This window comes from Bergeyella cardium (genome assembly GCF_003614945.1).
Classification (GTDB): domain Bacteria; phylum Bacteroidota; class Bacteroidia; order Flavobacteriales; family Weeksellaceae; genus Bergeyella_A; species Bergeyella_A cardium.
In genome coordinates, this window is sequence record NZ_QYCZ01000001.1 from 1,266,602 (window position 1) to 1,281,690 (window position 15,089).

Annotated in this window: 15 protein-coding genes; 9 read left to right on the top strand and 6 right to left on the bottom strand. The window is 36.6% G+C overall.

Going from position 1 to position 15,089, the window contains the following annotated elements; all coding sequences use genetic code 11:
• Positions 1 to 152 precede the first annotated feature (152 nt).
• The 3 genes from lpdA to D8991_RS05785 form a co-directional block, all read right to left on the bottom strand.
• Positions 153 to 1,553 carry a dihydrolipoyl dehydrogenase gene (gene lpdA / locus D8991_RS05775; RefSeq protein ID WP_120489205.1) on the bottom strand — a complete coding sequence of 467 codons (1,401 nt, stop codon included), beginning with the start codon at positions 1,551 to 1,553 and terminating at the stop codon, positions 153 to 155.
• A gap of 93 nt (positions 1,554 to 1,646) precedes the next feature.
• Entirely contained in the window at positions 1,647 to 2,729 is a 1,083-nt protein-coding gene (locus D8991_RS05780) for a glycosyltransferase (protein ID WP_120489206.1), read from the bottom strand.
• A gap of 4 nt (positions 2,730 to 2,733) precedes the next feature.
• Positions 2,734 to 2,958 (bottom strand): putative signal transducing protein, encoded by a 225-nt coding sequence (locus D8991_RS05785; protein ID WP_120489718.1) that lies wholly within the window; start codon positions 2,956 to 2,958, stop codon positions 2,734 to 2,736.
• Between the two features lie 103 nt (positions 2,959 to 3,061).
• Here D8991_RS05785 and D8991_RS05790 point away from each other — a divergent pair, with 103 nt between their 5' ends.
• From D8991_RS05790 to D8991_RS05830, 9 genes are all read left to right on the top strand, one after another.
• Positions 3,062 to 3,589, top strand: coding sequence for a C40 family peptidase (locus D8991_RS05790; RefSeq protein ID WP_120489207.1), 528 nt, complete (start codon positions 3,062 to 3,064; stop codon positions 3,587 to 3,589).
• A gap of 52 nt (positions 3,590 to 3,641) precedes the next feature.
• Positions 3,642 to 4,454: a 2,3,4,5-tetrahydropyridine-2,6-dicarboxylate N-succinyltransferase gene (locus D8991_RS05795; RefSeq protein WP_120489208.1), complete on the top strand. Its 813-nt coding sequence runs from the start codon at positions 3,642 to 3,644 to the stop codon at positions 4,452 to 4,454.
• Positions 4,455 to 4,686: 232 nt separating this feature from the next.
• Positions 4,687 to 5,856 carry a glycosyltransferase family 87 protein gene (locus tag D8991_RS05800; protein ID WP_120489209.1) on the top strand — a complete coding sequence of 390 codons (1,170 nt, stop codon included), beginning with the start codon at positions 4,687 to 4,689 and terminating at the stop codon, positions 5,854 to 5,856.
• The gene (locus D8991_RS05805; protein WP_120489210.1) at positions 5,856 to 6,794 is read left to right on the top strand and encodes a glycosyltransferase family 2 protein; all 939 of its coding nucleotides are present in this window, start codon (positions 5,856 to 5,858) and stop codon (positions 6,792 to 6,794) included. Before D8991_RS05800 ends, D8991_RS05805 begins: the two co-directional genes overlap by 1 nt.
• Positions 6,795 to 7,112: 318 nt before the next feature.
• Entirely contained in the window at positions 7,113 to 7,811 is a 699-nt protein-coding gene (locus tag D8991_RS05810; protein ID WP_120489211.1) for a hypothetical protein, read from the top strand.
• A 102-nt stretch (positions 7,812 to 7,913) separates the two neighbouring features.
• Positions 7,914 to 8,702 (top strand): polysaccharide deacetylase family protein, encoded by a 789-nt coding sequence (locus tag D8991_RS05815; protein WP_120489212.1) that lies wholly within the window; start codon positions 7,914 to 7,916, stop codon positions 8,700 to 8,702.
• A gap of 239 nt (positions 8,703 to 8,941) precedes the next feature.
• Positions 8,942 to 10,033, top strand: coding sequence for a glycosyltransferase family 4 protein (locus tag D8991_RS05820; protein ID WP_120489213.1), 1,092 nt, complete (start codon positions 8,942 to 8,944; stop codon positions 10,031 to 10,033).
• A gap of 35 nt (positions 10,034 to 10,068) precedes the next feature.
• Positions 10,069 to 11,106, top strand: coding sequence for a lipopolysaccharide core biosynthesis protein rfaS (locus tag D8991_RS05825; RefSeq protein ID WP_245957189.1), 1,038 nt, complete (start codon positions 10,069 to 10,071; stop codon positions 11,104 to 11,106).
• On the top strand, positions 11,090 to 12,121 hold the full coding sequence (locus tag D8991_RS05830; RefSeq protein ID WP_245957190.1) for a glycosyltransferase: 1,032 nt from the start codon (positions 11,090 to 11,092) through the stop codon (positions 12,119 to 12,121). The genes D8991_RS05825 and D8991_RS05830 overlap by 17 nt, the downstream gene beginning before the upstream one ends.
• Before the next feature lie 118 nt (positions 12,122 to 12,239).
• Here the strand turns inward: D8991_RS05830 and D8991_RS05835 are convergent, their stop codons facing one another.
• From D8991_RS05835 to D8991_RS05845, 3 genes are read right to left on the bottom strand one after another with little or no spacing between them, the layout of a single operon-like run.
• Positions 12,240 to 12,845 carry an LURP-one-related/scramblase family protein gene (locus tag D8991_RS05835; protein WP_120489214.1) on the bottom strand — a complete coding sequence of 202 codons (606 nt, stop codon included), beginning with the start codon at positions 12,843 to 12,845 and terminating at the stop codon, positions 12,240 to 12,242.
• 49 nt (positions 12,846 to 12,894) lie between these two features.
• Positions 12,895 to 13,581, bottom strand: coding sequence for a leucine-rich repeat domain-containing protein (locus D8991_RS05840; protein WP_120489215.1), 687 nt, complete (start codon positions 13,579 to 13,581; stop codon positions 12,895 to 12,897).
• Between the two features lie 53 nt (positions 13,582 to 13,634).
• Positions 13,635 to 15,086 carry a RagB/SusD family nutrient uptake outer membrane protein gene (locus D8991_RS05845; RefSeq protein ID WP_120489216.1) on the bottom strand — a complete coding sequence of 484 codons (1,452 nt, stop codon included), beginning with the start codon at positions 15,084 to 15,086 and terminating at the stop codon, positions 13,635 to 13,637.
• Positions 15,087 to 15,089 lie beyond the last annotated feature (3 nt).

A 15,089-nucleotide genomic window follows, 5' to 3' on the forward strand; every position in this document is an offset into this window, starting at 1 on the left:
TTATGAAAAACATAGTATTTTGCTTATTAATCCTATTAACTTTATTTAACTCTTACATTTTGAATAGCATGAGTCATCAAAATCATAAAAAAAATAGAGATGCTGACAAAATTGTCAACATCTCTAAACCTGTATTTTATACTCTAAAACCTCTATATATGTAGCGGTCTTTTAGCTGTAGCATCAAGTGCCGCTTCTTTTACGGCCTCTGCATAGGTAGGGTGCGCGTGAGACATTCTGGTGAGATCCTCTGCAGAAGCACGGAATTCCATTGCCGTAACACCCTCAGCAATAAGGTCTGCCGCCCTTGCTCCTATCATATGGAAACCGAGGATTTCATCTGTTTTAGCATCTGCCAGAATCTTTACAAAGCCGTCAGTATCTCCAGAAGCACGGCTTCTACCCAAAGCTCTCATAGGGAAATTACCCACTTTATACTCTACCCCTGCTTCTTTTAGCTGTTCTTCAGTTTTGCCTACTCCTGCAACTTCTGGCCAAGTATAAACAACCCCGGGTATAAGGTCATAGTTAATGTGAGGTTTCTGACCAGCAAGGCTTTCTACCACGAATACACCTTCTTCCTCAGCTTTGTGGGCAAGCATTGCACCTTTCACCACATCTCCTATTGCATAGATATTAGATACATTCGTCTGTAAATGGTCATTTACCTTTACTCTACCCCTCTCATCAAGCTCTACACCTGCATTTTCCAAGCCGAGGCCATCAGTATAAGGTCTCCTCCCCACAGATACCAGGCAATAATCTCCCTCAAAACTCACCTCTCCTTTCTTATTGGTTGCAGTGATTTTTACAGAGTCTCCATTTCTCTCCACAGCAGAAACTGCAGTAGAAAGCTCAAATTTCATTCCCTGCTTCTTCAATACTTTTTGAAGTTCTTTAGACAATGAGCCATCCATACCTGGGATAATCTTATCCAAATACTCTATTACAGTAACCTCTGCTCCAAGCCTTAAATACACAGAACCAAGCTCTAAACCGATAACTCCCCCACCAATAACAAGGAGTTTTTTAGGTACTTCCTGTAGATTTAACGCCTCTGTGGAAGTAATAATCCTCTCCTTATCAATATTGATAAACGGCAATGATGACGGCTTAGACCCCGTAGCAATGATGATATACTTAGATTCAATGGTTTCGGTAGAACCGTCATTTTTAGTAATCTTTACCTTAGTAGCAGATTCAAAACTCCCCACCCCTTGGAAAACGGTTACCTTATTTTTATCCATAAGGTAATTAATTCCCTTGGTAGTAGTCTCTACCACTTCATTTTTACGAGCAATCATTCTCGGCAAATCTACCTTGGGTTCATTAATTAGAATCCCCAAATTTGCAAACTCGTGTTTAGCTTTTTCAAAATGTTCTGAACTGTCTAACAAAGCCTTAGATGGAATACAACCTACATTAAGGCAAGTACCTCCCAAAGTAGGATATTTCTCTATAATAGCAGTTTTAAAACCTAATTGTGCAGCACGAATCGCTGCTACATAACCACCCGGACCTGAACCAATAATGGTAACATCAAACTGTGACATTTTATTTATACTTTAATTTTTAAATTTCAATTGGGGCTAAGGTACAACTTTTAAACGAATCACAAGATTCTAATGCGAAAAAACTTAATAATATCATAAATTACCAAGTACCTCTTCATACTTACCGAGAATTATCTCTTTGGAAAATCGCATTCTGATGGATGCTTTAATCTTCTCTTTATCATAAATATCCTTTAGAACCTGCTTAATTCTCTCTGCAAATCTCTCATAATCTTCTATGCGATGTATCTCTCCATTTACCCCTGGCTGAATAATCTCTCGGATACCACCAGGACAGTCATTGGCAAGAGAATAAACCCCACAAGCTCCCGCTTCTAACAGTACATTCGGAAAACCTTCATATCGTGAGGAGAGGATAAACAAATCAGCATATTTAAAATACTGATAAGGGTTTGGCTGCCTTCCGTGGAAGAATACATTAGAAAGCCCAAGATGCTCCTTAAGCTGAGAAAGCTGCTCACGCTCTCTTCCATCGCCTAAAATATGCAGTCTGATAGGCTCATCACGGAGAAAAGAAAATACTCTAAGTAAATTATCAAAACCTTTGCGAGAAGAAAGGTTCCCAATAGCTAAAACATCTTTTACATCAAATTCTTCAGAGGCTAAAGCCTGCGGTTGGGAGGATATACTGAGCTGTTGGTCTATAAAATCAAAATCTACAGGATTATTAATCTTTACCATCTTCTCTTGCTTCACACCAAAATTCTCTTGAAGATCAGCTTGCATATCATCGCTCTGGCAGATAATCTTATGATAATTATTATAAAAACGATAGAACAGGCGAATCTCCTTTCGTTTCACATGTTCAGAGACTACATTAGTTTCCCTTGCTATGAATTTTACCTTAGGAAAGAGCCTAATAAAAAGGGAAAGATAAGCATTTACTTCTCCAAAGCCTGAGAATACAATATCGGGTTTTCGCTTCATTAATTCCCTAAGAATAAATGGAATGGAGTATCGTATTCGCTGAACCCCTAGGTCTATCACTTCCACATCATCTCGTAATAATTGAAGATAACCACCTTCTTTACGAAGAAGCATTAGCTTAGGTACGTATTTATCTCTTGGAAGATGATTCGCAATAGTAGTAACAATCCTCTCTGCCCCACCTGTTTCCAAGTCAGGAAGTATAAATATAATATCTTTCTTCATCAATAGACTATCTCGCCTCTTTAATATAAGAGTCAATAACTTCAAAAGCCTTTTTTTCATCTAAAATACTCACCAAGACCCTTAGAGTATTTGCTGTAGGTGTTGTAGTAAAAGACAAGTACTTATCTTCAATAAAACATTCAATGCCAGCATTCTCTAATCTCGCTTTAATAAGCTGTACTTCGGCTGTACTTTCAGACTCAAAGACTGAAACTCTCGTTTTCCTTTCCATAATAGAAGATTTTTTATAATGTGCTAAGATAAGCATTCTAATAGAAAAAACGATTTGTAATCAATTTATTTTTCCCTAAATTTGAAGCCTTCAAACACTTATAATGAAACAACTTATCCTCACACTAAGCATCCTGATGCTTGTAACAAGCTGTTCGACGACTAAATCAGCCCGCGCAAGCTATAAACCACGCTATCAGTCGAGCGAAACAAGAAATCTAACCTCCAAATTCAGCGGAAAGACCGAGAAACATATCAGGAAAGTTCTGAAAGACGCAGAAAAGTACTTAGGAACGCCCTACAGATTCGGTGGCACAACATCCTCAGGGTTTGATTGCTCAGGATTTACGCTCACGGTCTTTGCCGAGAATGATTATACCCTCCCCAGACGCTCCTCTGACCAATCCGAAATAGGAAGTTCTATCTCCGTCAATCACATCAAGCCTGGCGATTTATTATTCTTTGCCACCAGCGGAGGGAGTAGAGTTTCTCATGTAGGCATTGCTCATTCCATCGATGAAAGTGGAGAAATCAGGTTTATCCACGCATCCACCTCCAAAGGTGTCATCATCTCCTCTCTCAGTGAAAAGTACTGGAATAAAGCTTTCTTACACGCCAAGAGGATATTCTAAAACAAAGAAAATCAAACTAAAAAGAAAATACAATATAATAAAGTATAAATATATGACACTTCAAAAGAAGATAGAAGAAATTTGGGGAAACCGCGATCTACTGCAACAAGAAGAGAGTAAAACAGCCATCCGAGAAGTCATAGCACTCCTCGATAGAGGTGAAATACGCGTCGCAGAGCCTGCATCAGAAGGTTGGAAGGTTAATGAATGGGTTAAAAAGGCTGTAATACTCTATTTCCCTATTCAACAAATGCAAACGATAGAAGTAGGATGCTTCGAGTTCCACGACAAAATCCCTCTAAAAACTGATTATGCTAATCAGGGCGTTAGAGTAGTCCCTCACGCTATTGCAAGACAGGGCGCATACCTTGCACCAGGCGTTATAATGATGCCATCATATGTAAATATCGGTGCTTATGTAGATTCTGGGACTATGGTAGATACTTGGGCAACTGTAGGAAGCTGCGCACAGATTGGTAAAAATGTCCATCTAAGCGGAGGTGTCGGTATCGGTGGTGTATTAGAGCCTCTCCAAGCTGCACCAGTGATTATAGAAGATGATGTATTCATCGGCTCTCGTTGCATTGTCGTAGAAGGCGTTATAGTAGAGCGCGAAGCGGTTTTAGGAGCCAATGTAGTACTTACATCATCCACCAAGATAATTGATGTAACAAGCGAAGAACCTGTAGAACTCAAAGGAAGAGTGCCATCACGCTCCGTAGTGATTCCAGGAAGCTATACAAAGAGTTTTCCAGCAGGAGAATATCAAGTACCTTGCGCTCTGATTATAGGAAAACGAAAAGAATCCACCGATAAAAAAACCTCCTTAAATGATGCTCTCCGAGAAAACAGTGTATCAGTCTAAGAAAAAGATATAAGGTTTAATCTAACAAGGTTAAACCTTATCTTATACATTAAAAACCTCACTCCAAAGACTAAAACAGAAAACTCTAAGAGCAAATAACAACATCCAAAGAGCAAAATAGAAGCACTGAAGAACAAACAATAAAATCCATAAATCAAAAATCAAAATCCAAAGAGTGAACAATAAAATCCAACAAGCATAATAGATAATCCAAAGTCTAAAACAAAATATAATGAAAGAGAAATACTCAAAAAATATTATAATAGTCTCTATCGTATGGGTGCTACTTACGCTCGCAAGTATCATCCAGAATATCCTTATTAAGGGTCAGTTTAACAATTACCTTATCTTCAAAGGCGTATTCTGGCATACCCTATCCGAGACTGGACTATACAAAGAATATCCCTCAGAGTACTTTGATGTTAATCATTACGGCATATTCTTTTCATTGATTATCGCTCCCTTTGCTTTATTACAGGATAAAATTGGCGCATCACTCTGGATTATCACAAATTCATTCCTACTCCTTTGGGCAATAATGAATCTCCCACTCACAAAACAACAAATCTTTGGTATAATACTCATATCCACGCATGATTTGTATACTGCCGTATGTATGCAACAGTTTAACCCGAGTATTATTAGCTTGCTCATTGCTACATTTATCTTTATCGAAAAGGGGAAAAGCCATTGGGCAACCTTATTTATCGTTATCGGAACACTTACAAAGCTCTACGGAATTGTAGGATTAGCATTCTTTTTCTTTGCAAAGGATAAACTTCGCTTTATCTACTCTCTCATCATCTGGTTTATCTTACTCTTCTGCTTACCAATGCTTATCTCCTCACCAGAATTCGTCATTGAGCAATATAAAGGCTGGTTCTTAGTATTGCAAGAGAAAAACCAGCAGAATACAGATATTAGCTTTAACTTGCAGAACTTATCCCTACTCGGTTTCCTCCAGCGAACAGGTATATACAATAACAACGGGCTCGTTATCCTCTCTGGAATTATATTATTCCTCCTTCCCTATCTTAGATATAAGCAATTCAGTAGCTTAAAGTTTAGACTAATGGTCTTATCATCCATTAGCCTCTTCCTTTGTCTTTTCAGCACAGGAACGGAGAACAGCACCTATATTATCGCCTATGTAGGTATTGGCTTATGGTACACCGCCTCTCCATCAAAATATAAAATCTGGAACTTAATCCTCCTTATCCTGACAATACTAGCCTCTCTCTCTCCTACCGACCTCTTCAAACCGATTAAGGAGAACTATATCATTCACTATTCATTAAGAGCCATACCTCCTACACTCGTCTGGCTTACTCTTATATACGAAATGCTTACCCTAAACTATAAAGACGAGGAAATAAAATATAACCTAAAAACCATAGAATAATGCAAAAGAAACATATACAAATCATTATTCCTTGCTATAATGAAAGAGATAACATCAAAGTTCTCTATCAAGCCATTAAAACTGTATTTGATGAGAGCGAGCTAAAAGAAAAATACACTCATTCATTCATTTTCGTAGATGATGGAAGCTCCGATGGAAGTAAAACTCTCCTTCAAGAGCTTTCATCAGAGCATACCAACATCCACTTTCTCTCTTTCTCTCGCAATTTTGGGCATCAGCTGGCTGTAAAAGCAGGTCTTGACTATGCAACAGGCGACGCAGTCATCTCAATGGATGCCGATATGCAGCATCCTCCCCATCTCATCCCTACACTACTCCAAAAATGGGAAGAAGGGAACCAAGTAGTTGCTACACTACGCTCCTACCCTGCCGAAATATCAAAAAAGAAAGATAAAACATCAAAATATTTCTATAAACTCCTTAATCTTATCTCAGATGTAGAGATAAAAGAAGGCTCAGCTGACTTCCGACTCCTCGATAAATCCGTCGTAAGTATCATAAAATCAATGAAAGAAAGCGAACCATTCCTTCGAGGCATTGTACCTTGGGTAGGCTTTAATCAAATCTATATTCCCTACACTGCACAAGCCCGCCACTCTGGAGAAACAAAATATACATTAAAGAAAATGCTCAATCTTGCTCTCGCAGGAGCTACTGCATTCAGTGTAAAACCTCTATACTTCGCTGTATATCTCGGGTTTATTTTCTCACTACTCTCCCTACTCTATATACCTTATGTACTTTACGCTTTTCTAAGCGGCACCGAGATTTCAGGATGGGCATCACTGATTATGACAGTCGTTTTCTTCGGTGGAATACAGCTCTCTATACTTGGAATACTCGGGATATACCTCGCAAAAGTCTTTAAACAAACCAAAATACGCCCAGAATACATTATACAAGAGCATAATCTATAGTAAATACCGTACTATAGTATCAAACCATACAAGCCTCGTATTCAAATAGAAAAAGAAAATATCAAACTACTAAAAAATGATATTAAACAAAACAAATTTATTATCGCTTTATACAAAACCCTTAATAAAGTAATAATAGAATCGCCCGAATTAGAATAATTATTCATTAAAAAACTCACCCCATCGAAGAGAGAAAATAAAAATATTAAAAAAAATCTTCATCAATTATTTGGAGTATAAATAAATAATATTAATTTTACCAAAAATTTTATCACATCATAAAAATCTTATTGTTTAATATAAAAAAATTAAAAAGTTATGTCTTACAAACTCAATTTAAGAAAAGAAAACTACGCTGCACTAGCAGATTTTATCGTAGTAAGTTTCGAGCGAGACCTCGCAGATTTCACCACTGCCTTTAAAACAATGGACGCAAGCTATCTAGCAAACTTTAAACAGGCAATAGATGAAGTCCGCAAGGTTACATCAATCAGCGCAACCCGTATCCAGCAAAAGGAAACCACTAAACAGCTCTACCAAGAGGCTACAAAACTCAAAGATTTGCTCCTATTTCTTAAAAAATATGCCGATAGAGCCAAAATAGAGTCCTCAATGCTTACAAAAATTAGTAAACAACTCCGCGCAAAGAATATAGAACGCTCCGTATTGACTCTTAGAGAGTTTCTCCCTCATTTCGTAGCCAATAAAGATAAGCTCACAGATATGCCTGATGGCTTTCTAGACAAGCTAAACCTCTCAATAACAGAACTGGAAAGGCTCAATGTCCTCCAAAACTCATTAATGAACAAATCTAAGAATACAACTCACCAGGCAATGCCTGTATTTAAAAATCTCTATAATTATATAAGCGAAGTTGCTGATGCAGGAAAAATTATTTATAAAGGAACACATAAAAAAGACGAATACACTATCTCTAAGATACTTATAAAAATGAATGCAGCCGATAGAAAGCGAGATAAATCCAGCATATCAAAAGATTTTCCGCCTCTACTATAGCATCTGCTGTCCATAATAAATGCTCTGCACATTTATCTATAAAATCTGTGCAGAGTAATATTATATCTATTATATAAAACTATTTATCAACCTTTTAAACCAATGATTTACCTCTCTTTTGATATCGAAGAATTTGATATGCCAAAAGAATATGGCTACGAAATAGACTTTGACCGACAAATATCAACCTCCCGAAAAGGCTTAATTGCCATTCTCGACCTTTTACAAAAGCACAAAGCAAAGGCAACATTCTTCTCCACCGTTGTATTTGCACAAAACTGCCCTGATCTTATTAACAGACTGCTTGCAGAAGGGCACGAGCTCGCTTCACATACCTATTATCATACAGATTTTGAAATCCCTCACCTCGAGCTTTCAAAAAAGACCCTCGAACAAGACTTCCACACCCCCATACTCGGGCTCCGTATGCCCAGAATGCGAGACATCCCCGCTGAAGAAGTTAAAAAAGCAGGATATTTCTATAACTCTTCAGTGAACCCTACCATCCTGCCTGGTAGATACAACAAAAGTCATATCCCTAAGAGGTTCTATAAAGAAAAAGACCTCTGGCAAATACCTACAGCCGTTAGCCTTCTCAGATTCCCTCTATTCTGGCTATCATTCCATAATTTCCCTCTCATAATCTACAATATCCTCCTTTCTCAGTGTATAAAAAGCACAGGATATGCCACCCTCTACTTCCATCCTTGGGAGTTCACCAACTTACACCATAAAGAATTCAACTTCCCACACTATGTCAAAAGAAATACAGGCGATAAAATGATTGCAAAATTTGAAAAACTCCTTATACACATTAATAAAAAAGGATGGAAAACAGCACTCTATCGAGATTTAATTAAAAACGAATCCTCAAAGCATAATATCCATTAAGCGAAACATACTATCTATTGAGTGAAGTTAAAAATCCAACAAACAAACTAAAAATCCTATCATATAAAATATAAACCACAAAGAGTATAATAGAAAACCCATAAAACGAAAAATAAAACCCTAAGAGAGAACTATAAAATCTTATAGATATAATAAAAATTCTAAGAAGTAAAATAAAATATCCAATAAGTGAAATGAAAAATCCAACAAAACACACATAATATAAACATAGAAAAACAATGAAAATAGCTTACGATGCAAAGAGATTCTTCCATAACACATCAGGTCTTGGCAATTATTCTCGAGATTTGGTTCGTATAATGGCTCAACATTATCCTCAAAATGAATATCTGCTGCTTTCAAAAAATAGGAGCGAGCGCGGAGCAGATATTCTATCTCTCGATTCAGTAAGTTTCACTCCTATATCAAAAGGTCTCTTCAGTCGACAGCTCAATATGGGCATTGATGCACAAAATCTAAATGCCGATATATTCCACGGACTCTCTGGAGAACTTCCCCTGCGCTGGAACCAGAAAAAAATTAAAAAGATAGTTACTATCCACGACTTAATATTCGTTCGCTATCCAGCCCTCTACTCTTTCTTTGATAGAAAAATCCATTTCCAAAAGTTTAAATATGCTGCCAAAACGGCAGACCTCATTATCGCTATCTCAGAGCAGACACAAAAAGATATTATAGACTTCTTAAAGGTACCAGAGGATAAAATCCGAGTTGTGTATCAAGGTTGTCATCAAGCATTCAAGGAAAAACTTCCATCAGAATATTTAGCAAAGATAAAGGAGAAATTTTCCCTTCCAGAAAAGTTTTTACTAAATGTAGGGACAATTGAAGAGAGGAAAAACCTTCTTTCCGTCGTACAAGCACTCCACAAAACCGAGATACCACTCGTTGCGGTCGGACGACCTACCTCCTATTTCAAAAAAGTACAGCACGAAGCCCAAAGATTAAATATCAAACTCCTCCACTTACAACACATCACGATGAAAGAGTTAGCGGCAGTCTATCAGCTATCAAACCTATTCATTTATCCAAGCCTCTTTGAGGGCTTTGGCATACCTATTATCGAGGCTCTATACTCAAATATCCCCGTCATTACAAGCAATACAAGTAGTCTTCCAGAAGCTGGAGGGGAACATTCTACATACATTAATCCTCTCGATATAGAAGATATACGATCTAAAATTCTCTTTCTCTGGAATGATTCAGACTATCGAAAGATTAAAATAGAAAAAAACCTTGATTTTGTACAAAAATTTAATGATGACCAAATCTCCAGAGACCTAATATCAGTTTACCAAGAGCTTGTATAATTTATTCTATCTTTGCAATTACTCACACTAACACTATGAATGAAAAAAAAGAAAATATAAATACTCAACCCAGCTCTCATACCAAAACATCTGCTCTGTACAGTCCAAAAGGAAAGTTATTATTCGTAGCGCCTGACTATTACAGTTTTAATGAAGTTGTGCATACTGGGCTTATTAATTACTCAAACTACGAAGTACTTCACTTAAACTCAACAAAAAAGTATAAATACAAAAACTTCGGAGAGAGAGTCTATAATTTCTTCTCTAAATTATTCTTGGGTGTAAATATAAAACACAAGAAGACCAAAGACTATATAAAAAATACCATTGCAAATCAAACTTTTGATGTATTACTCATCAATAGACCAGACACAGTTCACCCATCTGATTTAGAATACATACTCTCCCGATGTGCATATTCTATTGCGATTTTTTGGGACAGTATAGAAAAAATTCCAAGTCAGGAAAAATACATCACAAAATTCGACAGATGCTGCAGCTTCGATAGCTCTGATTGCGAGAAATATAACCTCAAAAAGATAACGAACTTTTACTTTGCAGAAGATAACAGTATCGGTTCTCAAAATATGGTTTGCTACCTTGCAACCTATGATAAAAGAATTAGTGATACCTTAGCCATATTTGATTATTTTAGAGAGAAAAATATAGCATCAAAAGGGAAAATCTATACTCACGACAGGAGCTTAATAAAAGAAAATATCCTACCTCCATTAGAGATAATTGATCATATTATTCCCTTTTATGAATCGTATAAATACTATTTAGACAGTAAAATTATCTTGGATATTGCTCATAACAATCAGGTTGGGCTATCATTCCGCCCATACGAAGCCTTAGGATTGAAGAAAAAACTCATAACGACGAATAAAAATATTATAAACTACGATTTTTATCATCCTAAAAATATTTTCATAATTGAAGACATTAATAATATAAACATTGATGATTCATTCTTCTATGAAGATTATGTGGAGATAGATAAGGATATCAAAAAGAAATACCATATTAAAAACTGGATTAAAAATATTTTATCCAATGATGAAAAGCACTAAGATATACTTTGTATGCCCCAAAAATAAGTTTGCAAGTGGCGGTATAAAGCAAATTTATAGACAGGTAGAAATACTGCAAAAGAACGGCTACCAAGCATTTGTTCTTCATAAAAAGAAAACAAAAGAAAAGTGGTTTCAATCAAGTGCAGTTATAAAGAGTAGTCCATTTTTATTCAAACTACTAAAATACTTTTTAAGTGGAAAAAAACTTAGTTTTTCAAAAAAAATAAAACTATCTCTGCTCAAAAGACAGAGTGAAACAATAGGTAAGAATGATATATTGGTCTTCCCAGAAATCTATGGAAATGCTATTTACTCTGTAGAGCCAGAAGTAAGGAAAATTATCTTTAATCAAAACTGCTATTATACTTTCAATACATCATCTATAAACAGGAATAATACCTGTGCTCAGGAGAGCATTCAGACAATTATCACAGTATCTGAAGACTCCAAAAACTACTTAGAATACGCCTTTCCAAAATCCGAAATCCATAGGATTAGACTGGGGATTAATCATCATATATTCAACTATTCTGATAAAAAGGAAAAGCAAATCTGCTTTATGCCGAGGAAACTTAGCGAAGATGTAACTCAAGTCATCAATATTTTAAGGCAAAGAGCAGCATCCAAAGGCTGGAAGCTGGTGAGCATAGACAATAAGTCTGAAAAAGAAGTAGCAGAAATAATGAAACAAAGTCTGATATTTTTGAGCTTCAACCATAGAGAAGGCTTCGGGCTACCACCTGCCGAAGCTATGGCGTGCGGATGCTTTGTTATCGGTTATCAAGGGCAGGGAGGTAAGGAATATTTAAAAGCGGAATTCAGCTACCCAATAGCCGAAGGAGATATTATCAGCTTTACAAAAAATATAGAAAGGCTAATGCATAAGTACGAAAGCGACCCTCAATCTATCCTAGAAAAGGGTAAAATGGCATCTGACTTTATCCTCGAAACTTACAGCCTAAAAAATGAAGAAGCTGATATTCTCAAAATCTGGGAGAAAATTCTGCAATAATTTTTTAAAGATAAAATGCCCTGTTAAATATATTTAACACCCCCATACTCAAATATAAAAAAACAGAGACCTTAGTATCAGGTCTCTGTTTTTCTCTTTCAAAGAATGATAGTAATGATTACCCTCTTGATTTTTCAAGAAGCACCATCATTAGAAAAGATAGCACGATAAGGCTTTCATCTTCATCGGAAATATCTACTAATCTATCGAGCTGGAATCGTCTTCCAATAAAGGATGGCATTTTCTTAAGCCTGAAAACTTCCTTCCCAGAGAGGTCTCGAGCCGTATACGAAGGGTTTAGAAAATATCCTGTGAACATTCCAATAATCGGAATCTCTCCTACAATACTATCCCAGACCTTCACCCAACCGTTATCCTCTGTTATTATGAATTTTTCCTGGTCATTCTCATCTACTATTTGGTAAGTAGCTTTCCAGAGAGATTTCACACCTTTTCTCACGAGCCTTCCATATTTTTTATTATCTGGCAGTCCCATAATATCATAGCAGGCATTGAAATCCATCCATCGGTCAGCCTTTATTCTAAAAAGCTCCGTGGTCTTTTTCTGATCACTGAAAATAACAACATCTTCTTTCAGTTTAAACATTTTCTGTCTCACATAAGCTACATAATTACCGTCTTTATCGGTAATGTTAAAGTCACTCGCAAGGGTCGTAAGCTTAAATTTAAAATTAAGCGGATAATTTAGGTTTTTTAAAATCATAATATAATTTTTTATTAGTTCAATATTGGATGATTAGTATTCCTACTCCCTAATGATAAATAGCTGTAGAAGGGAGTTTTTGTTTAAGCCAAGCTAATTCTGCTGTAGAAATTTCAACTCCATTAATGCTTAATGACAATAACTGAGGCAATTCTGCAAGTGGAGAAATATCTTCTATCGGGTTATCACTCAGGTTGAGCCAAAGAAGATTTTTAAGACCCGACAGAGGAGAAATATCCTTAATATGATTAGAATTGAGATCCAAATTTGTGATTTCTGAAAGTTCTGAAAAAGCTTCAAGACTTTCTATCTGATTAGAAGCAAGCTCTACTTCACTAAGCTCCTTCATCTGCGAAAGCGCTTTTATATCTCGTATTTTATTCTCTGAAAGGTTGAGCTCCCACATCCCTGTTACAGGTGAAAGGTAGTCTATATTTTCTATAGTATTTCCCAATAAATCTATCCACACAAGGCTTTTATGATACTTAAAATCGGGGATTTCTGATATTCTATTTTCTGGAAACTCACAATAATATTTAAGGCGAACCAATTGAAAGACTTCCTGTAAATCTTCTTCGGACTGAAAGCTCTCAGACGCATTTTCTATGATGAAACTATCATTAAACCCTTTCTTCACCTCATTTGGAAAGTAGATATGAGCCGTGAATATCTTCTTCCATATCGTTGGGAGATTCTTCCACCAATTCCATTGCTCTTGTGTTTGTGTCGTGCTCATTTTACTTTTTACTTATTGAAAAGCTGCCTCGCGAGCACGAGACAGCTTTATTATTACTTCTTCCTTCTATCGTTTATATTATTTGGAATATTATCATTTGCATTAATTTCTGACTGTGGAATATCCAGATAGAATTTCTTATCATTCGGTTGAAGTGTGAGTGCCGTAGGATGGTTAGCATCTCTTGTAATCCCTCTTTGGAGTCGTTTAGCATCATACCACTCTACTCCCATCTCTGCATAGAGCTCTTTTCTTCTTTCTAAAAGAATCTCTTCTAAGAGTGCTGCTCCCGTATTGGAAGATTGTACTGCATTCGGGTATCTGTTTTTCTGCAATTGGAAAAGGAGTGCATGAGCTGTAGACTCATTTCCTAAATTATACTCTGCCTCTGCTTCTATGAGTATCATTTCTGCTGTACGGATAAGGGTTACATCTACAGCATCTGAGTAAGTAAACTTACTGGTTCTCTGTTTTGTAGTTCCATAGAAATTGTAATCATAGAAAAGTTTCCTAACATCTCCATCTGCAAATTGAGCCACAAAACTCTCATTTGCCCAAGCTGTATCGTACCAAGGGCTTGCAAGGAAGCTACTCGGAGCCGTTTTCCAAGTAACGGTTTGGTCAGGTTTCTGTATAATCCCTAAAATCCATTCTTTATTCTCAGTAGCAGAGTCAAAACCTAATGCATACGCATCCGCATCCAAAGCAGTGACTATATTAGAATTATAGGCGAGCTTAGCATAGTCTCTTGCCTTAGTCCAATAAGCAGCATTTTTAGTATTTCCTGCCATTACTTGGTATATTCTTGCAGCAATAGCATAAGCTACTTGCTTATTAAAGTAGGATTTATCTATTCTGTCATAGCTACCGTAGTCAATAGCTTTCTCTATATCAGAAACGATAAAGTCATACATTTCCTTTTGGCTACTCATCGGTAAGCCTTGGGTAGTATTCGCTTCTTTATAAATAGGAGGAGCAAAGAGGGAAGTATCGTAGGAATAAGTAGTCTGAAACTCCATACTCAGCTCAAAATAGAAAAGAGCCCGCATAGCCAATGCCTGAGCAAGAAGAGGTTTCTTCTCAGCTTCTGTTATTGTTGTACTTTTAGAAATACCATTTACAAGAGCATTAGTCTGATTAATCAACTGATAAAAATAATCCCAGGTAAAAGTAGGGCGAGCATTAATAGCATCTATACCCGTATAATTATAATCTCGGGTAAAGAAGTCTGTACTGTTTAGAATAAAGTCATTCCCCTTTACTGTTCTCGCATAATAAACAGACGCCAGATTGGTATATGCCAAGTAGTAAGCATCATCATAGAAACTCGCTCTCATCAGCCTTAAAGTTCCAGTAATATGTGCCATAGCATTTTCCACTGTGCTATATACAGTTTCCTCGATAACGGCATCTCTTGGCTGTGGTTCATTAAGATATTCTTCTCTACACGATTGCAGAGTCATCGCCACTGCTAATAGTCCTATAATATATTTCGTTATTTTCATTTC